The organism is Agromyces sp. NPDC056389 (genome assembly GCF_042262385.1).
GTDB lineage: Bacteria > Actinomycetota > Actinomycetes > Actinomycetales > Microbacteriaceae > Agromyces.
In genome coordinates, this window is sequence record NZ_JBHJPN010000001.1 from 423,795 (window position 1) to 444,751 (window position 20,957).

Annotated in this window: 14 protein-coding genes and 1 tRNA gene; 2 read left to right on the forward strand and 13 right to left on the reverse strand. The window is 69.0% G+C overall.

Annotated features, from left to right (window positions below; genetic code table 11):
• Nucleotides 1-64: 64 nt before the first annotated feature.
• The 4 genes from rpsA to polA all read right to left on the reverse strand — a co-directional run bounded on the left by rpsA (nucleotide 65) and on the right by polA (nucleotide 7,132).
• The gene (gene rpsA, locus ACFCVM_RS02080) at nucleotides 65-1,516 is read right to left on the reverse strand and encodes a 30S ribosomal protein S1 (RefSeq protein ID WP_074258955.1); all 1,452 of its coding nucleotides are present in this window, start codon (nucleotides 1,514-1,516) and stop codon (nucleotides 65-67) included.
• A 145-nt stretch (nucleotides 1,517-1,661) separates the two neighbouring features.
• Nucleotides 1,662-2,660, reverse strand: a complete 999-nt coding sequence (locus ACFCVM_RS02085; protein ID WP_375833267.1) for an epimerase — start codon at nucleotides 2,658-2,660, stop codon at nucleotides 1,662-1,664.
• Between the two features lie 40 nt (nucleotides 2,661-2,700).
• Nucleotides 2,701-4,374, reverse strand: coding sequence for a DUF885 domain-containing protein (locus ACFCVM_RS02090; protein ID WP_375833270.1), 1,674 nt, complete (start codon nucleotides 4,372-4,374; stop codon nucleotides 2,701-2,703).
• 55 nt (nucleotides 4,375-4,429) lie between these two features.
• Entirely contained in the window at nucleotides 4,430-7,132 is a 2,703-nt protein-coding gene (polA, locus tag ACFCVM_RS02095) for a DNA polymerase I (RefSeq protein ID WP_375833272.1), read from the reverse strand.
• A gap of 57 nt (nucleotides 7,133-7,189) precedes the next feature.
• Here polA and ACFCVM_RS02100 point away from each other — a divergent pair, with 57 nt between their 5' ends.
• Nucleotides 7,190-7,609 carry a hotdog fold thioesterase gene (locus tag ACFCVM_RS02100; protein ID WP_375833275.1) on the forward strand — a complete coding sequence of 140 codons (420 nt, stop codon included), beginning with the start codon at nucleotides 7,190-7,192 and terminating at the stop codon, nucleotides 7,607-7,609.
• Nucleotides 7,610-7,682: 73 nt separating this feature from the next.
• Here the strand turns inward: ACFCVM_RS02100 and ACFCVM_RS02105 are convergent, their stop codons facing one another.
• Entirely contained in the window at nucleotides 7,683-8,288 is a 606-nt protein-coding gene (locus tag ACFCVM_RS02105; RefSeq protein ID WP_056009246.1) for an ANTAR domain-containing response regulator, read from the reverse strand.
• Nucleotides 8,289-8,324: 36 nt separating this feature from the next.
• Here ACFCVM_RS02105 and ACFCVM_RS02110 point away from each other — a divergent pair.
• Nucleotides 8,325-8,410 (forward strand) — tRNA-Leu (locus ACFCVM_RS02110).
• A gap of 22 nt (nucleotides 8,411-8,432) precedes the next feature.
• Here ACFCVM_RS02110 and ACFCVM_RS02115 read toward each other — a convergent pair.
• The 8 genes from ACFCVM_RS02115 to trpB form a co-directional block, all read right to left on the reverse strand.
• A complete protein-coding gene (locus ACFCVM_RS02115; protein ID WP_375833278.1) occupies nucleotides 8,433-9,608 on the reverse strand; it encodes an NAD(P)-dependent oxidoreductase in 1,176 nt (391 codons plus the stop codon).
• Between the two features lie 8 nt (nucleotides 9,609-9,616).
• The gene (locus ACFCVM_RS02120; RefSeq protein ID WP_375836624.1) at nucleotides 9,617-10,081 is read right to left on the reverse strand and encodes a cyclase; all 465 of its coding nucleotides are present in this window, start codon (nucleotides 10,079-10,081) and stop codon (nucleotides 9,617-9,619) included.
• A gap of 128 nt (nucleotides 10,082-10,209) precedes the next feature.
• A complete protein-coding gene (pyk, locus tag ACFCVM_RS02125; protein WP_375833280.1) occupies nucleotides 10,210-11,625 on the reverse strand; it encodes a pyruvate kinase in 1,416 nt (471 codons plus the stop codon).
• 70 nt (nucleotides 11,626-11,695) lie between these two features.
• Nucleotides 11,696-13,153, reverse strand: coding sequence for a glutamate synthase subunit beta (locus ACFCVM_RS02130; RefSeq protein WP_375833283.1), 1,458 nt, complete (start codon nucleotides 13,151-13,153; stop codon nucleotides 11,696-11,698).
• 53 nt (nucleotides 13,154-13,206) lie between these two features.
• A complete protein-coding gene (gene gltB / locus ACFCVM_RS02135) occupies nucleotides 13,207-17,799 on the reverse strand; it encodes a glutamate synthase large subunit (RefSeq protein ID WP_375833285.1) in 4,593 nt (1,530 codons plus the stop codon).
• A 98-nt stretch (nucleotides 17,800-17,897) separates the two neighbouring features.
• Nucleotides 17,898-18,908: a prolipoprotein diacylglyceryl transferase gene (lgt, locus tag ACFCVM_RS02140; RefSeq protein ID WP_375833287.1), complete on the reverse strand. Its 1,011-nt coding sequence runs from the start codon at nucleotides 18,906-18,908 to the stop codon at nucleotides 17,898-17,900.
• 61 nt (nucleotides 18,909-18,969) lie between these two features.
• Nucleotides 18,970-19,752: a tryptophan synthase subunit alpha gene (gene trpA / locus ACFCVM_RS02145; RefSeq protein WP_375833290.1), complete on the reverse strand. Its 783-nt coding sequence runs from the start codon at nucleotides 19,750-19,752 to the stop codon at nucleotides 18,970-18,972.
• Nucleotides 19,749-20,957, reverse strand: coding sequence for a tryptophan synthase subunit beta (gene trpB / locus ACFCVM_RS02150; protein ID WP_375833292.1), 1,209 nt, complete (start codon nucleotides 20,955-20,957; stop codon nucleotides 19,749-19,751). The genes trpA and trpB overlap by 4 nt, the downstream gene beginning before the upstream one ends.

A 20,957-nucleotide genomic window follows, 5' to 3' on the forward strand; every position in this document is an offset into this window, starting at 1 on the left:
CGGAAGGCCGGCCCCCGAGGGGACCGGCCTTCCGTTTCGCGTCCGCTTGTGTCGCGGGAGCGAACTAGTTGTTGCTCGAGAGCTTCTCGCGCAGCGCCGCGAGCGACGCGTCGTCGGCGAGGGTGCCCGCGCCGGCCGAGTCGCTCGAGTACGAAGCACCAGCCGAGGCGAACGAGTCGTCGGCCACAGCAGCAGCGTTCGCCGCGGCGACCTGCTTCTTGTGAGCCTCCCAGCGAGCCTGGGCTGCAGCGTAGTCCTGCTCCCACTTCTCGCGCTGGGCCTCGAAGCCCTCGCGCCACTCGTTGGTCTCGGGGTCGAAGCCCTCGGGGTACTTGTAGTTGCCCTGCTCGTCGTACTCGGTGAGCATGCCGTAGAGCGCCGGGTCGAACTCGGTGCCCTCGGGGTCGACGCCCTCGTTCGCCTGCTTCAGCGAGAGCGAGATGCGGCGACGCTCGAGGTCGATGTCGATGACCTTGACGAAGACCTCTTCGCCGACAGACACGACCTGCTCTGCGAGCTCGACGTGCTTGCCCGACAGCTCGGAGATGTGGACGAGGCCCTCGATGCCGTCTGCGACGCGAACGAACGCACCGAACGGAACGAGCTTCGTGACCTTACCCGGGGCGACCTGACCGATCGCGTGGGTACGGGCGAAGACCTGCCACGGGTCCTCCTGCGTCGCCTTGAGCGACAGCGAGACGCGCTCGCGGTCGAGCTCGACGGAGAGCACCTCGACGGTGACTTCCTGACCGACCTCGACGACCTCGCTGGCGTGCTCGATGTGCTTCCACGAGAGCTCCGAGACGTGGACGAGACCGTCGACGCCACCGAGGTCGACGAACGCACCGAAGTTGACGATCGACGAGATGACACCCTTGCGGATCTGTCCCGGGTGGAGGTTCGCGAGGAACGTCGAACGCGACTCGGACTGCGTCTGCTCGAGGAGCGCGCGGCGCGAGAGCACGACGTTGTTGCGGTTCTTGTCGAGCTCGAGGATCTTCGCCTCGATCTCCTGGCCGAGGTACGGCGTGAGGTCGCGCACGCGGCGGAGCTCGATGAGCGACGCCGGGAGGAAGCCACGGAGGCCGATGTCGACGATCAGGCCGCCCTTGACGACCTCGATGACCGAACCGGTCACGACGCCATCGGCTTCCTTGATCTTCTCCACGTCGCCCCATGCGCGCTCGTACTGAGCGCGCTTCTTCGACAGGATGAGACGGCCTTCTTTGTCTTCCTTCTGAAGGACGAGCGCCTCGACGGTGTCGCCGACGCCGACGACCTCGCTGGGGTCGACATCGTGCTTGATGGAAAGCTCACGCGAGGGGATGACACCCTCGGTCTTGTAGCCGACGTCGAGGAGAACCTCGTCGCGGTCGATCTTCACGACGGTACCCTCGATGAGGTCGCCGTCGTTGAAGAACTTCAAAGTCTTCTCGACCGCGGCGAGGAAATCGTCAGCAGATCCGATGTCGTTGATCGCGACCTGCTTGGGTGCCTTGGTCGTTGCGGTTGTCATGTAGTGAATGCTCCGTAAAGGACAAAATCGAGCCCATCGCGAGGGAGAGCGATATGTTGATTCCGCGATGGGCATGCGGACAGGGATGTCACACGAGTGACGCTCAATCCTAACGGAATCGCTCCCTCGTTGGCAAACGGCAGGGTCACTCCCCCGGAGTCGGCGTGCTGACGGCCTCGGTACGCACGGATTCGGGCTTCAGGATGCTGCGAAGCGCCGGCTCGAGGTCGGGGTACTCGAACTCGTAGCCCGCGTCGAGCAGTCGCTCGGGCACGACCCACCGGCTCTTCAGGACCAATTCGGTCTCGGTGCGGATGACCGCGGAGGCGGGCTCGAGCACCCACCGCCATGCCGGAACCCCGAACGGCGCGCCGACCAGCTGTCGGATCGTGCGCATCAGCGTGCGGTTGTCGGTGGGATTCGGGGCGCTGACGTTGACGACTCCGTCGAGATCGGGCCGGCCGGCGAGGAAGTCGATGATGCCGGCGACATCGGCGATGTGCACCCAGCTGAAGCGCTGCCGCCCGCGACTCGCGCGGAACTCGTGGTGCGTGCCCGCGGCCCGCCGTGCGCGCGTCGCAGGCCAGCGACCGTCGCGTTGCGGGCCGCCCAGGCCGAGGCGCGCGAGTCTGACGAGCGGGCGCATCACGCTGCCGTCGCCGAGCACGATCGCGATGCGGAGCGCGACCCGACGCGTCGCCGGCAGGTGCCCGGAGAAGAACTCCCCCTCCCAGGCGCGTGCGACGTCGACGGAGAATCCGCTCCCGAGCTCGCCGTCGCGCTCGGTCATCGGGCGATCCTCGGCATGTCGGTAGATCGTCGCCGTCGAGGAGTTGAACCAGACGCGCGGCGGCGACGCGGCGGACTCTACGGCCGAACGCAGCGCCGCGGTCGTCTCCACCCGCGACCGCACGATCTCGGCGCGGTTGCCCGGGGTGTACCTGCAGTTCACGCTTCGGCCAGCGAGGTTCACGAGCACGTCGCATCCGTCGACGAGGGCGGCGACCGCCGCCTGGTCCTCCCACGAGGCGTCGGCCGATGCACCCCGACCGATCGTGCGGACCTCGAGGCCGGCAGCGCGATACCTCGCGACGAGGTATCCGCCGATGAAGCCCGAGGCCCCGGCGATCACCACCCGCGTCATGCCGACCCCCCGGGTCGGTGCCGCCTCGACACCGACGCGATCAACCGAGCAGCGCGGAGCGCAGGGTGTCGAGGCCGACGCCGCCGAGCGCGAGCGCGTTGCGGTGGAACTCCCTGATGTCGAAGGACTCCCCCTCGCGGCGGGCGACCTCGTCGCGCAGCTGCTCCCAGATGCGCTGGCCGACCTTGTACGACGGCGCCTGGCCCGGCCAGCCGAGGTAGCGGTTCACCTCGAAGCGCACGAAGCCCTCGTTCATGTTGACGTTCTGCCCGAGGAACTCGAACGCGTAGTCGCCCGTCCATGCGCCCTGCCCGTCGGGCCGCTGCTTGCCGAGGTGCACCCCGATGTCGAGCACGACGCGGGCGGCCCGCATGCGCTGGCCGTCGAGCATGCCGAGCCGGTCGGCCGGGTCGTCGAGGTAGCCGAGACCCTGCATGAGTCGCTCGGCGTAGAGCGCCCAGCCCTCGGCGTGGCCGGAGGTGCCGGCGAGCTGTCGCCGCCAGGTGTTCAGCTGGCCGCGATTCACGACGGCCTGGCCGATCTGCAGGTGGTGGCCGGGAACACCCTCGTGGTACACGGTCGTGAGTTCGCGCCACGTGTCGAACTCGGTGACGCCCTCGGGCACCGACCACCACATGCGGCCCGGTCGCGAGAAGTCGTCGCTCGGACCGGTGTAGTAGATGCCGCCCTCTTGCGTCGGTGCGATCATGCACTCGAGCGTGCGGATCTCGGCCGGGATGTCGAACTGCGTACCCGCGAGCTCGGCGACGGCCCGGTCGCTCGTCTCCTGCATCCAGCGCTGCAGCGCGTCGGTGCCGTGGAGCTTGCGCGACGGATCGCCGTCGAGGAACGCGATCGCCTCGTGAACGGATGCCCCGGGCAGGATCTCGTTCGCGATGGACTCCTGCTCGGCGACCATGCGTGCGAGCTCTTCGATGCCCCACTCGTAGGTCTCGTCGAGGTCGATGACCGCGCCGAGGAAGTGGCGCGACTGCAGCGCGTAGATCTCGCGCCCGACGCCGTCGTGCTCGCCCGCCACCGGGTGCAGCTCGGTCTCGAGGAACTCGGCGAGGCGGCCGTACGAGGAGGCGGCCTCCGCGGCACCGGTGCCGAGGCTGCTCGTGATCGACGCGGGCAGCTCGGCGTCACCCGCCTTCGCCGAGCCGGCGAACGTGCCGAAGAACCCGTCGGGCTTCGCGATGCGACGTGCCTGCGCCGCGACTTCGCGCACCTGTCGCGCCGCGGGCACGACGCCTCGGGCGATGCCCTCGCGCAGGGTCTCGATGTAGCCGTCGATCGCACCGGGAACGGCCCCGAGACGGGTCGCGATGCGCTCCCACTCTTCAGGAGCATCGGTGGGCATGAGGTCGAAGACCTCGCGGATGTCCTGGGCCGGGCTCGCGATCACGTTGAGGTCGCGCAGGTGGAGACCGGCATCGTGCCGTTCGAGCTCCAGTTCGAGTTCGCTGCCGAGGTCGGCGACGGTGATGCGGTCGATGCCGTCGGCCGGCGTCGCCGCACGAAGCGCGGCGAGCGCCTCGCGCGTGGCGGCGACCCCGCGCTCGTGGCCCTCGGGAGAGTAGTCGGCGAGCCGCTCGTCGAAGGTCGTGCGACCGATGTAGGTGCCGACGCCGGGGTTCAATTCGACGAGAGTGTCGACCCACCCCTCTGCGATGCGATCGACGTCGGTCGGGGTGCGCTCACTCGATGCCATGGTGCGAGCCTATGGCAGCCGACCGACGTCCCGCACCTCACGGGGGTGCCCGTGATCAGTGCGCCGCGTCCTCCCAGTTCGCCCCGCGGCCGATCTGCACGTCGAGCGGCACGAGCAGCTCGGCAGCACTCGCCATGCGGTCGCGCACGAGCGTCTCGAGCGCCTCGGACTCGCCGTCGGCGACCTCGAAGATGAGCTCGTCGTGCACCGTGAGCAGCATGCGGCTGGCCATGCCCTGCGCCGTCACGTCGTTCTCGATGCGGGACATCGCGATCTTGATGATGTCGGCCGCCGAACCCTGGATCGGCGAGTTCAGCGCAGCCCGCTCGGCGTTCTCGCGGAGCACGCGGTTCGGGCTGTTGAGGTCGGGGAACGGACGACGGCGACCGAAGATCGTCTCGGTGTAGCCGTCGATCTTCGCCTGCTCGACGACCATGCGCAGGTAGTCGCGCACGGCGCCGAACCGCTCGAAGTACTCCTTCATGAGCTGCGTCGCCTCTGCGCGGTCGATGCGGAGCTGCTTCGAGAGGCCGAAGGCGCTGAGCCCGTAGGCGAGACCGTACGACATCGCCTTGACCTTCGTGCGCATCACGGGCGTGACGTCGGCGGGGTCGACCGAGAAGACGCGTGCGCCGACGAAGCGGTGCAGGTCTTCACCGGCGTTGAACGCCTCGATGAGTCCAGGGTCTCCCGACAGGTGCGCCATGATGCGCATCTCGATCTGCGAGTAGTCGGCCGTGAGCAGCTCGGTGTACTCGGCGCCGTGGCGGAAGGCCTTGCGGATGCGGCGGCCGTCTTCGGTGCGGATCGGGATGTTCTGCAGGTTCGGGTCGTTCGACGACATGCGGCCGGTGGCCGCGCCGATCTGGCCGTAGCTCGTGTGGATGCGCCCGTCGGCGGCGATCGACTTGTCGAGCGACTCGACGATCTGGCGCAGCTTCGTCGCGTCGCGGTGCTCGAGCAGGTAGCCGAGGAACGGGTGCGGGTTCGACTCCTGCAGGTCGGCCAGCGCGCTCGCGTCGGTCGTGTACCCGGTCTTCGTCGCCCGCGTCTTCGGCATGCCGAGCTGGTCGAAGAGGACCTCTTGGAGCTGTTTGGGGGAACCCAGGTTGACCTCGCGCCCGATCTCGGCGAAGGCGGCCTCTGCGAGACCTGCCGCACGGGCACCGAGTTCGGCCGAGAGCGAGGAGAGTTCGTCGTGATCGACGGTGACGCCGCGCACCTCCATCGCCGCGAGCACCGCCACGAGTGGCATCTCGACGTCGGCGAGCAACTGCCGCGAACTCTCGGGCAGGGCGCGCAGCACGACCGGCGCGAGCCGCAGCGAGTACCACGCGTACTCGGGGGCGCCGGCGTCGGTGCCCTCTTCGGGCATGAGCTGCGCGGGGTCGCCCTGCGGAACGGTCTCGCCGAGGTAGCGCTCGACGAGGTCGGCGAGCGTCTTCTCGGCGAGGATCGGCCGCACGAGCCATCCGGCGACGAGCGTGTCGACGACGAGCCCGTCGAAGGCGAGGCCCGAGCGCATGAGCGCCTTCAGCTGGGGTTTCGCGTCGGTCATGATCTTCGGCGCATCGCTCGCGAGCCACGCTTCGAACGGCGCGTAGTCGGTGCGCCCCTGTTGCCACGGGAGGTGCACGGACTCGCTGGCCGTCGCGATGCCGGCGCCGATCACGGCGCCGTCGAGCACCTCGAGGCTGAGGCCGAGACCCGCGGGTTCGGCGATGACGGCGCGTTCGATCCAGGCGGCGAGCTCTTCGTCGAGGAGTCGGCGCGGGCTCGGAGCAGCGGGGGCGGCGGGCGCGTCTGCGGCCGGGGTCGCCGGCGCACCGGATGTCACGGCCGCGCCGTTGCCGTTGCCGTTGCCGTTGCCGGCGACGATCTTCTTCATCCGCTCGAACAGCGTGCGGAACTCGAGCCGCTCGAAGAGCGGCTGCACCGCCTCGATGTCGATCGGCTTCGCCTCGAGCTCGTCGATCGCGACGTCGAGTTCGACGTCGGTGACGAGCCGGTTGAGGCGGCGGTTGCGGATCGCGTTCTCTTTCTCGTCGCGCAGGTTCTGCCCGACGACGCCCTTGATCTCGTCGGCGTGCTCGAGGATGCCGTCGAGCGAACCGTAGAGGCCGAGCCACTTGACGGCGGTCTTCTCGCCGACCTTCGTGATTCCGATGAGGTTGTCGCTGGACTCGCCGACGAGTGCGGCGACGTCGGGGTACTGCTCGGGGCGGATGCCGTAGCGCTCGACGACCGCGTCGGTGTCGTAGCGCTTCAGCTGCGAGACGCCCTGCGTGTTCGGGTAGAGCAGCGTGACGTCGTCGTTGACGAGCTGGATGGTGTCGCGGTCGCCCGAGACGAGGAGCACGCGATACCCCTCTTCGCGACCGCGGGCCGCGAGCGTCGCGAGGATGTCGTCGGCCTCGTAGTCCTCTTTCTCGAGGGTGCGCACGCCCATGGCCTTCAGTGCGTCCTGCAGCAGCGGCACCTGCCCCTTGAACTCGACCGGCGTCTCGCCGCGCGTGCCCTTGTACTCGGGGTACTCCCGCGTGCGGAACGATGCGCGCGAGATGTCGAAGGCGACGGCGATATGCGTCGGCTTCTCGTTCTGCAGCAGCAGGAGCAGCATCGACAGGAAGCCGTGGATGGCGTTCGTGTGCTGACCGTCGCGGGTGGTGAAGCTGTCGACTGGGAGGGCGTAGAAGGCCCGGAAGGCCAACGAATGGCCGTCGACGACGAGGAGGGTAGGCTTTTCTGCGTCCGACACCCCCCAAGACTACAAGCGGCCGACGACACTGCCCGACGGCCCATCTCGAAGGCGAGCATGACCCAGACGAGCGATCCGATCGACTATCTCCACACCCGCGGAACGGGTGCACTGGCCGAGAAGATGGGCATCGAGTTCCTCGAGTTCTCGGTCGATCGATCCGTCGCGAGAATGCCGGTCGAGGGCAACACGCAGCCGGCGATGCTCCTGCACGGCGGCGCCTACGTGGTGCTCGGCGAATCGCTCGGCTCCATGGCCGCGAACCTCTGGGCCGGCACCGGCCGGCTCGCCGTCGGCATCGAGATCAACGCGACGCACACGCGTTCGGCGACGAGCGGATGGGTCACCGGGGTCTGCACGCCGATCCATCTCGGGCGCACTCTCACGACGCACGAGATCGCCGTCACCGACGATCAGGGCCGCCGGTGCTCCACGATCCGCATCACCAACCTCATCAAGGACCGCCCCGCGTCCTGAGGCGAGACGAGAACAGCGGATGCCGCGTCGACACGTGTCGCCGCGGCATCCGCTGTATTGGAAACCTGTGGTGCTACTTCTTGGCCGCGAGCTGCTCGATGATGGCCTGCGAGACGTCTTTCATCGTCAGGCGTCGGTCCATCGAGGCCTTCTGGATCCAGCGGAACGCCTCGGGCTCCGAGAGTCCCATCTTCTCGTTGAGCAGGCCCTTGGCCCGATCGACGAGCTTGCGGGTCTCGAAGCGCTCGACGAGGTCGCCGACCTCGGCCTCGAGCGCGATGATCTGCGCGTAGCGGGCCAGCGCGATCTCGATCGCGGGCAGGAGGTCGTTGGGCGTGAACGGCTTCACGACGTAGGCCAGAGCGCCGGCTTCGCTGGCGCGCTCCACGAGCTCCTTCTGGCTGAACGCCGTGAGGAGCACGACCGGGGCGATGTGGCCCTTCGAGAGGCGCTCGGCTGCGGAGATGCCGTCGAGCTGGGGCATCTTGACGTCCATGATGACGAGGTCGGGCCGCAGCTCGGTGGCGAGGGCCACTGCCGTTTCGCCGTCACCGGCCTCTCCGACGACCTCGAAGCCGTTGTCGCGCAGGATCTCGACGATATCGAGGCGGATGAGCGACTCATCTTCCGCCACGACCACGCGGCGCGGTGCCGACTGAGTTGGTTCGGTGTCTGTCACGGGGGAAAGCCTACGGTATTCTGAGCGAGGCCTTTGGCCGGTGTGGCGGAATGGCAGACGCGGAGCACTCAAAATGCTTTGCCCGAAAGGGCGTGTGGGTTCGACCCCCACCACCGGCACCACGTTCCGAATCGGGCGCGGGCACTAGCTCCAGAGTCCGACGAGCGCGGTCGCGAGTTCGCGGTCGATGTCGGCTGGCACACCGTGCGGCCCGGCGAACTCGACCCCGCCACGGGCGATCGCGGCGAGGCTCGCCGCCTGCAGCGAGAGGCCGAGGTCCATGGCCTGGATCGGGTTGCCACCGGCTGCGACGAGATTGATCATCTTGGTGCCGTGCAGCACCACGACCTCGCGCCCGTCCTCCAGCTCGTAGACGATCCGGGCATCGGCGTCTCCCGACGGGACCGAGAGCGACGTGGTGCGGACGGCGCGCGCCCGCAGCGCCGGGAGGTCGATCTCGTCCGCCTCGTGGCCGACGCCGACGAGCATGACTCCGTCGCCGAGGAGGTCGAGCTGCTCGCCCGAGATCACGCCCGGATGTCCGGTCGCGAGGAACACGAGCTGCGTCTCCGGCAGCAGCGCCTCGACCGGGGCGACGCGGTGCCCGTGCATGATCGCCTCGAGCGCGCGATACGGATCGGTGTCCGCGACGCCCACCCGGGCTCCGAGGCGGGCGAGCGTCTCTGCGACGCCCTTGCCGCACGGGCCGTAGCCGATGACGGTCGCCCGGGTTCCGGGCAGCATCGCGTTGGTGGCGTTCATGAACCCCTGCACGATGCTCTGCCCGACGCCGAACTCGTTCTCGATCAGCAGCTTCAGCGGGCTGTCGTTGATGACGATGATCGGGAAGTCGGCAGCGACGTCGAGTTCGCGGAGGCGTCGTCCGCCCGTCGTGGTCTCCTCGGTCGCCCCGAGGAAGGCGGCGCTGCGGGGGCCGCCGCGCAGGAACCGCTCGATCGTCTCGGCTCCGTTGTCGAGGAGCACATCGGGCTCGGCGGCAGCGAGCGCATCGAGGTTTCGCGCATGCTGCGCCGCATCGTCGTCGTGTCCGCCGACGACCGTCGCGCCGAGTGCCCGCAGCGTGTCGACCGTCGCCTGATCGGTCGTGCCGAGATTGCCGGTGATGGTGACCTTCGCTCCGACCGTCAGCAGCCAGTGCACGAGCACCCCCGTCTTCGGCTCGATGTGCAAGCAGATGCCGACGTGGCGCCCGGCGAAGTCCCCTGCGTGGGCCTCCATGGTCGAGGCGAGCAGCGGCATCGATCGTGCGGCCCAGTCGAGGGCGGGCGACCCGCTGGCGGGCAGGGTGGGAATCGGCATGATCGACCTCATTTCGTGAACGGCGGGGAATCGACGGCGGCGAGGACGAGGTTGCGGTGCTCGATGAGTCGCCGCAGGTAGGGGCCGAGCACGAGCTCCGCGGCGCGTCCGAGCGGGCCGAACGGCGCGACGAACCGCACGCGGTCGATCATGAGCGTGCCACCCGCAACGTCCTCGACGAACTCGTGCTCGTGCCGGAACGAGCGAAACGGACCGCGAACCTGTTCGTCGACGAACGACGACGGTGGATCGAACCCACTGATCCTGCTCGTCATGCGGATCGGCACGCCGAAATGGCGCGCACGCCACGTGACCTCCTCGCCGGAGCCGATGAGGCCGCTCGTGACGCCGGCGACGGCGCGCTCCCGCGAATCCGCCATCGATGCGACATGCAGGTCGATGCTCCGGGAACGGTCGAACGACTGCTGCACCGTCAGCGGCAGACGGGTGCGGCACTCGAACTCGACCATGATCCGAGTCTGTCATCTCGAACCCCGAGGCGTTCGCCGTGCCAGCGGCGGCGGCTGCGACATCCGCTGCTCGTCGCCGCCGGCATGCGAAAGGAGCCGGCCCTCGCGGACCGACTCCTCTCGTGTGCGGCTTAGAGCACCTCGCCGACGACGTGCACGCGCACGTCGTTCGTGGTGCCGGGGATTCCGGGAGGGGAACCCGAGATGATGACGACCTTCTCGCCGTTGACGGCCTTGCCGGTCTTCGCGAGCGCCTCGTCGACCTGGCCGACCATCTGGTCGGTGTGGGTCACCCGGGAGACGACGAACGACTCGACGCCCCAGTTGAGTGCCAGACGGCGACGGATCGCGGGGTCGGGCGTGAACGCGAGGATGGGGATCTTCGAGCGAAGGCGCGTCATGCGGCGCACGGTCTCGCCCGACTCGGTGAAGACGCAGAGGTACTTGGCCTCGACGAAGTCGGCGACCTCGACTGCGGCGGCCGTGATCGCGCCCGACTGGGTGCGGGGCTTCGTGCCGAGCGGCGCGATGCGGTCGAGCCCGTGCTGTTCGGTCGACTCGACGATGCGCGCCATGGTCTGCACCGTGATGACGGGGTACTCCCCCACGCTCGTCTCGCCCGAGAGCATGACGGCGTCGGCTCCGTCGAGCACGGCGTTCGCGACATCCGAGGTCTCGGCGCGCGTCGGCACCGGGCTGTGGATCATCGACTCGAGCATCTGCGTCGCCACGATGACGGGCTTCGCGAGACGACGGGCGATCTCGACCGCGCGCTTCTGCACGATCGGCACGGCCTCGAGCGGAAGCTCGACGCCGAGGTCGCCGCGGGCGACCATGATGGCGTCGAACGCCTCGGTGATCTCCTCGAGGGCGTCGACGGCCTGCGGCTTCTCGATCTTCGCGACGACGGGCACGCGGCGGCCCACCTCGTCCATGATCTCGTGCACGCGCGTGATGTCGGAGGCGTTCCGCACGAACGACAGCGCGATGAGGTCGGCGCCGAGCTCGAGGCCCCAGCGGAGGTCGGCCTCGTCCTTGTCGGAGAGCGCGGGCACGTTGACGGCGACGCCGGGCAGGTTGATGCCCTTGTTGTTCGACACCGGGCCGGCCACGATGACCTTGGTGGTGACGACGACGCCGTCGGTCTCGACGACCTCGACGCGCACCTTGCCGTCGTCGATCAGCAGGAAGTCGCCGGGCTTGACGTCTTGGGGAAGCCCCTTGAACGTCGTGCCGACGAGTTCCTTCGTGCCCACGACGTCTTCGGTGGTGATCTTGAAGATGTCGCCCTCGGCGAGCTCGTGCGGCCCGTCGGCGAACTTGCCGAGGCGGATCTTCGGCCCCTGGAGGTCGACGAGCACTGCGACGGCACGACCCGAGTCGCTCGCCGCCTTCCGCACGTTCTGGTAGACGCCCTCGTGCACGTCGTAGCTGCCGTGGCTGAGGTTCATCCGCGCGACGTCGACGCCCGCATCGAGAATCGCCCGGATCTGCTCATAGCTCGATGTCGCCGGCCCGAGGGTGGCGACGATCTTCGCTCGTCTCATTATTTTGTGCTCCCATGTTCCGCGCAAAGCGCCGGGTGTTGGTCGAAGCGCGCCATGCGGCGCGCCATGGTCAGATGGAGAAGGCGTGCGCCGTCGAGGCGATCGGCGACGGCAGCAGGGTCTCGCCTTCAAGGTAGCGGTCGACGGCGGATGCCGCAGCACGCCCTTCGGCGATCGCCCAGACGATGAGCGACTGCCCGCGACCGGCATCGCCGGCCACGAAGACGCCCGGCTGCGCGGTCGCATAGTCGGCCTCGCGAGCGAGGTTGCCGCGGTCGGTCACGGGCAGCGCCAGCTGCTCGTCGAGCGCGGCGGTCTCGGGCCCGGTGAACCCGAGCGCGAGGAGTACGAGGTCGGCTGGGATTTCGCGTTCGGTGCCGGCCTTCGGCACACGACGCCCGTCGAGGTACTCGGTCTCGGCGACGCGGATCGCGCGCACCTCACCGGCGTCGTTCGCGAGGAACTCGACCGTCGAGGCGAGGAACTGGCGGTTGCCGCCCTCTTCGTGCGCGCTCTGCACCTCGAACAGCGTCGGGTGCATCGGCCACGGCTGGTGCTCGGGCCGGCTCGCGCTCGGCTCCTTGCCGATCGCGAGGTTCGTGACCGACAGCGCGCCCTGGCGGTGCGCCGTGCCGATGCAGTCGGCGCCCGTGTCGCCGCCGCCGAGCACGACGACGTGCTTGCCCTCGGCCGTGATCTGGTCGAAGACCTGGTCGCCGGCGAGGTGGCGGTTCGACTGCACGAGGTAGTCCATGGCGAAGTGCACCCCGGGCAGGTCGCGCCCGGGGATGGGCAGATCGCGGGGCACGATCGCGCCGGTCGACACCACGACGGCGTCGTAGCGCTCGCGGAGCTGCGCCCACGTGATGTCGACGCCGATGTTCACGCCGGCACGGAACCGGGTGCCCTCGGCGGTCATCTGGGCGAGCCGCAGGTCGAGGTGCTTCTTCTCCATCTTGAAGTCGGGGATGCCGTATCGGAGCAGGCCGCCGATGCGGTCGTCGCGTTCGAAGACGGCGACCGTGTGACCGGCGCGCGTGAGTTGCTGGGCGGCGGCGAGGCCGGCCGGGCCGGAGCCGACGACGGCGACGGTCTTGCCGGTGAGGCGACCGGGAGGCTGCGGCTGGACCCAGCCGTTGCCGAACGCCTCGTCGATGATCGAGACCTCGACCTGCTTGATCGTCACGGCCGGCTGGTTGATGCCGAGCACGCACGCCGACTCGCACGGCGCCGGGCAGAGCCGCCCCGTGAACTCGGGGAAGTTGTTCGTCGCGTGGAGCCGCTCGGATGCCGCACGGCCTTCGCCGCGGTACATCAGGTCGTTCCACTCGGGGATCAGGTTGCCGAGCGGGCAGCCCTGATGACAGAACGGGACGCCGCAGTCCATGCACCGACCGGCCTGACGGCGGAGCTGCGCGGGGTCGCCCTGCTCGTAGACCTCCTTGAAGTCCATGATCCGCACCGGAACGGGCCGCCGCTTGGGCAACTCGCGCTCGGTGACCTTCAGAAAGCCCTTCGGGTCAGCCATTCGTAACCTCCGGAGTGTTCATGGGCGCAGCCGAGTCCATCGTCTCGATCTGGTCAGCCATTCGTAACCTCCAGGATGCGAGTCCAGACCACGTCGCCGTCGGGGTCGAGCCCCTCGTCGACCGCGCTCTGGCGGGTTCGGAGCACTGCGGCGTAGTCGCGCGGCAGCACCTTGGTGAAGCGGTCGAACGCGTCGTCGCCGGCGGCGAGGAGCGATGCGGCGACCGCGGAGTCGGTGTTCGCGACATGCTGTTCGAGCAGGTCGCGCACGATCTCTCGATCTGCACTGCCGAGCGGGTGGAGCTCGAGCTCGCCGGTCGCCAGCGATTCGCGGTTCACGCGTTCTTCGCGGAGGCCGAGCACGTAGGCGGTGCCGCCCGACATGCCTGCGCCGAGGTTTCGGCCGGTCTCGCCGAGGATGAGCGCGAGACCACCGGTCATGTACTCGAGCGCGTGGTCGCCCACGCCCTCGACGACAGCGGTGGCACCGGAGTTCCGAACCAGGAAGCGCTCGCCGACGATGCCGCGGATGAACATGCTGCCCTGGGTGGCCCCGTAGCCGATGACGTTGCCCGCGATCACATTGCGCTCGGCGACGAAGCCGCTGTCGCGCGACGGGCGCACCACGATCTGCCCGCCCGAGAGACCCTTGCCGACGTAGTCGTTCGAGTCGCCCTCGAGGCGGAGCGTGATGCCCGCGGGGAGGAACGCGCCGAGGGATTGTCCGGCCGAGCCCGTGAGCGTGATGTCGATCGATCCGCTCGGCAGGCCGTGCTCGCCGCGCCGCACGGTGACCTCGTGGCCGAGCATGGTGCCGACGGCTCGCTCCGTGTTGCGGATCGGCAACGCGATCTCGATGCTGCCGCCCTGCTCGAGGACGAGACGGCTGCGGCGGATGAGCTCGTTGTCGAAGTGCTCCTCGAGCTCGTGGTCCTGACCGCGCACGTTCCGACGTGCCTCCGACTCGGAGAAGTCGGGTCCGACGAGCATCGGGGTGAGGTCGAGGCCGGAGGCCTTCCAGTGGTCGAGGGCGCGATCGACGTCGAGCAGCTCGCGACGGCCGACGATCTCGTCGATCGAGCGGTAGCCGAGCTCGGCGAGGTACTCCCGCACCTCCTGCGCGATGAATTCGAAGAAGTTGACGACGAACTCGGGCTTGCCGGTGAAGCGCTTGCGCAGCTCAGGGTTCTGCGTCGCGACGCCGACCGGGCAGGTGTCGAGGTGGCAGACCCGCATCATGACGCAGCCCTGCACGACGAGGGGCGCCGTGGCGAAGCCGAACTCCTCCGCACCGAGCAGCGCACCGATCACGACGTCGCGGCCGGTCTTCAGCTGTCCGTCGACCTGCACGACCACGCGGTCGCGCATGCCGTTCAGCATGAGCGTCTGCTGGGTCTCTGCAAGGCCGAGCTCCCACGGGGTGCCCGCGTGCTTCAGCGAGTTGAGGGGGCTCGCACCGGTGCCGCCGTCGTGACCGGAGACGAGGATGACATCGGCGAGGGCCTTCGCCGTGCCGGCGGCGACGGCGCCGATGCCCGACTGGCTCACGAGCTTCACGTGCACGCGGGCCTTGGGGTTCGCGCGCTTCAGGTCGAAGATGAGCTGCTTCAGGTCTTCGATCGAGTAGATGTCGTGGTGCGGGGGCGGCGAGATGAGGCCGACGCCGGCGGTCGCGTGCCGCGTGCGCGCGACCCACGGGTACACCTTCGTCGGCGGCAGCTGGCCGCCCTCACCGGGCTTCGCGCCCTGGGCGAGCTTGATCTGGATGTCTTCGGCATGGGTCAGGTACATGCTCGTGACGCCGAAGCGCCCCGATGCGACCTGCTTGATCGCGCTGCGCCGCTCGGGGTCGAGCAGGCGGTCGAGGTCTTCGCCGCCCTCACCGGTGTTGGACTTCGCACCGAGCCGGTTCATCGCGATCGCGAGCGACTCGTGCGCCTCCTTCGAGATCGAGCCGTAGCTCATCGCCCCGGTCGAGAAGCGCTTGACGATCGACTCGACGGACTCGACCTCGTCGATCGGCACCGCGGGTCGGGTTCCCGTGCGCAGGGCGAACATGCCGCGGAGCGTCATGAGGTCTTCGGCCTGCGAGTCGACGAGCGAGGTGTACTCGCGGAACACGTCGTACCGGCGGTTGCGCGTCGCGTGCTGCAGGCGGAACACCGTCTCGGGGTTGAAGAGGTGGGGCGAGCCGTCGCGGCGCCACTGGTACTCGCCGCCGGTCGACAGGCGCTCGTGGGCGCGCACTGCGACATCCTGCGGGTAGGCCTGCGTGTGCCGGTCGAGGTTCTCCGAGGCGATCGTGTCGATGCCGACGCCGCCGAGCTTCGAGGTGGTGCCGGTGAAGAACTCGTCGATGAAACCCTGGTCGAGCCCGATCGCCTCGAAGGCCTGCGCCCCCGCGTACGACGAGATCGTCGAGATGCCCATCTTCGACATGATCTTCAGCACGCCCTTGCCGAGCGCCTTGATGACGTTGTGCACCGCGTCTTCGGGCGTGACGCCCGTGATGACGCCGGAACGCACGAGGTCTTCGCATGTCTCCATCGCCAGGTATGGGTTCACAGCGGATGCCCCGTAGCCGATGAGCAGCGCGACCTGGTGCACCTCGCGCACATCGCCGGCCTCGACCACGAGCCCGACCTTCATGCGGTTCTCGGAGCGGATGAGGTGGTGGTGCACGGCGGAGAGCATGAGGAGCGATGGGATCGGCGCGAGGTCCTTGTTGGAGTCGCGGTCGCTCAGCACGACGAACGCCGCACCGGCCGCGATCGCCTCGTCGACCTCACCGCAGATGGCGGTGAGGCGGTTGCGCAGCGCCTCGGGGCCCTCGTCGAAGCGGTAGAGGCCGCGGATGGTGACGGTCGTGCGGGCGCCCGGCGTCGGGTCGATGTGCACGATCTTCGCAAGCTCGTCGTTGTCGATCACCGGGAACGTGAGCGCGACCTGGCGGGCGTGCTCGGGTCCGGCGTCGAGGAGGTTGCGCTCGGGCCCGAGCGAGGTGCCGAGCGAGGTCACGACCGCTTCGCGGATCGAGTCGAGCGGCGGGTTCGTGACCTGCGCGAACTGCTGCGTGAAGTAGTCGAAGAGCAGGCGCGGGCGCTTCGACAGCACCGCGATCGGGGTGTCGGAGCCCATGGCGCCGAGCGGCTCCTGCCCGGTGCGCGCCATCGGCGCGAGCAGGATCTTCACCTCTTCCTCGGTGTAGCCGAAGGTGCGCTGGCGGCGGTTCACGGATGCCGGCGGGTGCACGATGTGCTCGCGCTCGGGCAGATCGGCGAGCTGGATGCGACCCTGCTCGAGCCAGTCGCCCCACGGTTCGGCTGCTGCGAGCTCGGCCTTGATCTCGTCGTCCTCGATGAGGCGCCCGGCCTCGGTGTCGACGAGGAACATGCGGCCCGGCTGCAGCCGTCCCTTGCGCACGATGCGGCTCTGCTCGATGTCGAGCACGCCGATCTCGCTCGCGAGCACGACGAGGCCGTCGTCGGTCACGACGTAGCGTCCGGGGCGCAGCCCGTTGCGGTCGAGCGTCGCCCCCACGAGCGAACCGTCGGTGAAGACGATCGCCGCAGGGCCGTCCCACGGCTCCATGAGCATCGAGTGGTACTCGTAGAACGCGCGGCGCTCGGGTGCGATCTCGGTCTGGTTCTCCCAGGCCTCGGGCACCATCATCATGACGGCGTGCGGAAGGCTGCGGCCCGCGAGCGTGAGCAGCTCGACGACCTCGTCGAACGAAGCGGAGTCACTGGCACCGGGCGTGACGATCGGCCGAAGGGGCGCGAGATCGCCGAGCACCTCGGACTCGAGCTGCGACTGGCGCGCCCGCATCCAGTTGCGGTTTCCCTGGATCGTGTTGATCTCGCCGTTGTGCGCGATCATGCGGAACGGCTGGGCGAGGGGCCACGACGGGAAGGTGTTGGTCGAGTACCGCGAGTGCACGAGCGCGAGCTTCGACGCGAACCGCTCGTCGGAGAGGTCGGGGTAGAACGGCTCGAGCTGCAGCGTCGTGACCATGCCCTTGTAGACGATGGTGCGGCAGGACAGCGAGGCGAAGTAGAGCTCGAGCTCGCGCTCGGCGCGCTTGCGCAGCCGGAACGTCAGCCGGTCGAGCTCGATGCCCGACACGGTCGCACCAGTCGACGAGGTGGCGACGGCCTGCACGAAGAGCTGCTGCACGACCGGCATCGCCGCCCGCGCGAGCGAACCGAGTTCGTCGGGACGGACGGGCACTTCGCGCCATCCGATGACCGACAGACCCTCGGATGCCGCGAGCCCGACCAGTGCCTGCTTGACCCTGCTGCGCGCGGTGGGGTCGACGGGGAGGAACGCGTTGCCGACCGCGTAGGCGCCTGCCGCTGGAAGACCGAAGGTGGTCACCGCGCGGAGGAAGGCGTCGGGCACCTGGGTGACGATGCCCGCGCCGTCACCGGTGCCGGCGTCGGAGCCGACCGCGCCGCGGTGCTCGAGGTTGCGGAGCGCGTCGAGCGCCGCGGTGATGATGTCGTGTCCGGCGGTGCCACGGAGGGTGGCGACCATCGCGAGGCCGCAGGCGTCCTTCTCGGCGGCAGGGTCGTACATGCCCTGGGCAGCCGGAACGGTACCGAACCTCGAGAAGGGTGGGGTGAGCGACACGTGAACCGTCCTCATCAACTAAGTGTGCAGCGGGGGACGTCGTCGGCCCATCAAGGGAGATGTCGCGACGCGTGGTGCGGCGTCGCTGCGGAGAAGCGTTCTACGGGGGCGTTTTACGCTGAGGTGGATCGGCTTGGGCTTGTGGCCGCCGTCACGCCCGTTTCGCTCTCACCCTCGACGCCATCGTCGAGAGAGTCGGAGTCGGACTCGATGTCTTCGGAGTCTACCTCAGCATCGGGCGCGCTCCATTCACGCCCCGGCACGTACGGGCTCGGCTCGTCGCCGGTGTGCCGGCGGCGCTGCACGAGGATCAGCACGATGCCGAGCACGACGGCCGCGAGCGACGCCCAGACGTTCACGCGGATGCCGAAGAACATCTCGCTCGGGTCGAGGCGGATCGATTCGAAGAACGCCCGGCCCGCGCCGTACCAGATCAGGTAGACGCCGAAAGCCTTGCCCCAGCGCATGTTGAACCGGCGCTCGAGCAGGATGATGGCCGCGGCTCCCAGGAGGTTCCAGACGAGTTCGTAGAGGAACGTCGGGTGGAACAGCGTGCCGTCGGCGAGGCCGGCCGGGAAGGCCGCGTTGTCGGAGGAGATCTCGAGGCCCCATGGCAGGTCGGTGGGCGAACCGAAGAGCTCGTGGTTGAACCAGTTGCCGAGGCGGCCGATGGCCTGCGCGACGAGGAGTCCGGGCGCGAGCGCATCGGCGAACGACCAGAAGCGGATGCCCGTGAAGCGGCAGCCGATGATCACGCCGACGGCACCACCGATGAGCGCGCCGTAGATGGCGTTGCCGCCCTCCCAGATCGCCCAGACGGACCCGGGCTGGAAGGGGTTCCAGATGTTCGCACCGGCGTAGAAGTAGTCGTCGGGGTGCGTGAGGACGTGGTAGATGCGTGCGCCGATGATGCCGAGCGGCACGGCCCACAAGGCGATGTCGAGCACGATGCCGGGCTCGGCTCCGCGCTTGGTCAGGCGGCGCGAGGTGATGATGACGGCGAGGATGATGCCGGCGAGGATGCAGAGCGCGTACATCTGGATCGACAACGTGCCCCACGGCACCGGGATCTCGAGGGTGCGCCAAGCGGGGTCGGGGCTCGGAATGCTGAACGGTGCGATCACGCCGGCTGCTGCCTTTCCTCGGTTTCTTCGGCCGCTGACGGCCTCATTGAGCGTACTTCACTCAGGGGCGAGTGCCGCGCGCGAGTTCCGCGGAGAGCTCGCCGACCGCGGCGACGCCGCCCGTTGCGAGTGCGTTCACCAGTGCCGAGCCGACGATCGCGCCCTGCGCGTACTCGAGCACCTCGGCGACCTGGGCGGCCGTTGAGATGCCGACGCCGACGCAGCTCGCCGGCGCCTCTGCGGCGGTCAGGCGATCGACGAGCGTGCGAGCCGCCCGGTCGACATCGCTGCGGGCGCCCGTGATGCCCATCGTCGACACGGCGTAGACGAAGCCGCGACTCGCCTCGACGACCTGCCGGATGCGGGCATCCGTCGAGGTGGGCGCTGCGAGGAAGACACGATCGAGACCGGTGCGCTCGGATGCCGCGATCCACGCGGCCCCCTCGTCGGGGATGAGGTCGGGCGTGATGAGCCCGGCTCCCCCGGCCGCCGCCAGGTCGTCGGCGAAGCGATCGACGCCGTACTGCACGACGGGGTTCCAGTAGGTCATGATCAGCACCGGGGCATCCACCCGCTCGGTGATGCGCCGCACGGCCTCGAAGCCGTCGGACAGGCGGAAGCCGTTCGCGAGGGCCTGCTGCGTGGCGGCCTGGATCACCGGGCCGTCCATGACGGGATCGGAGTACGGCAGGCCGAGCTCGAGGATGTCGACGCCGTTCTCGACCATCGCCACAGCGGCATCGACGCTCTCGTCGAACGTCGGGAAGCCGACGGGCAGGTAGCCGATGAGTGCGCCGGCGGCCTCGTCGTTCCGACGGCGGATGACGGAACCGACCGTGTTCATTCGGCGTTCTCCTGGTCGTAGAGCTCGAAGTAGCGAGCGGCCGTGTCCATGTCCTTGTCGCCGCGACCCGAGAGGTTCACGAGGATCGTCGCCTCGGGGCCGAGCTCGCGGCCGAGCTCGAGCGCGCCCGCGAGAGCGTGGGCCGACTCGATCGCCGGGATGATGCCCTCGGTGCGGGTGAGGAGGCGCAGGGCCTGCATCGCCGCATCGTCGGTCACCGGGCGGTAGTTCGCGCGGCCGATGGCCGAGAGCCACGAGTGCTCGGGGCCGACGCCCGGGTAGTCGAGCCCGGCCGAGATCGAGTGCGACTCGATGGTCTGGCCGTCTTCGTCTTGCAGCAGGTAGCTGCGCGCTCCGTGGAGCACGCCGGGGCGCCCCTTCGTGATGGTCGCGGCGTGACGTTCGGTCTCGACCCCGTCGCCGCCGGCCTCGAAGCCGTAGAGGGCGACGTCCTCGTCGTCGAGGAAGGCGTGGAAGATGCCGATCGCGTTCGAGCCGCCGCCGACGCAGGCCGCGACCGCGGTCGGCAACCCGCCCGTGAGGTCGATGACCTGCTGGCGGGCCTCTTCGCCGATGATCTTCTGGAAGTCGCGGACCATCTCGGGGAACGGGTGCGGGCCCGCGACGGTGCCGAAGATGTAGTTGGTGGTCTCGACGTTCGTGACCCAGTCGCGCATGGCGTCGTTGATCGCGTCCTTCAGGGTGCGCGAACCCGCCTTCACCGCGATGACCTCGGCGCCGAGCAGCCGCATGCGCGCGACGTTCAGGGCCTGGCGCTCGGTGTCGACCTCGCCCATGTAGATGACGCAGTCGAGCCCGAAGAGCGCGGCAGCCGTCGCCGTCGCGACGCCGTGCTGGCCGGCGCCGGTCTCGGCGATCACGCGGGTCTTGCCGATGCGCTTCGTGAGCAGGGCCTGGCCGAGCACGTTGTTGATCTTGTGCGAGCCCGTGTGGTTCAGGTCTTCACGCTTCAGGATGACCCTGGCACCGCCGGCGTGGGCGGCGAAGCGCGGCACCTCGGTGATGATCGACGGGCGGCCCGTGTAGCTGCGGCCGAGTTCGGCGAGCTCTTCGCCGAAGGCCGGGTCGAGCTTGGCGAGATCGTAGGCCTCGCCGAGCTCGTCGAGGGCGGCGACGAGGGACTCGGGCACGAAGCGCCCGCCGAAGTCGCCGAAGTAGGGACCGGTCTGCGCTCTGAGCGCCAT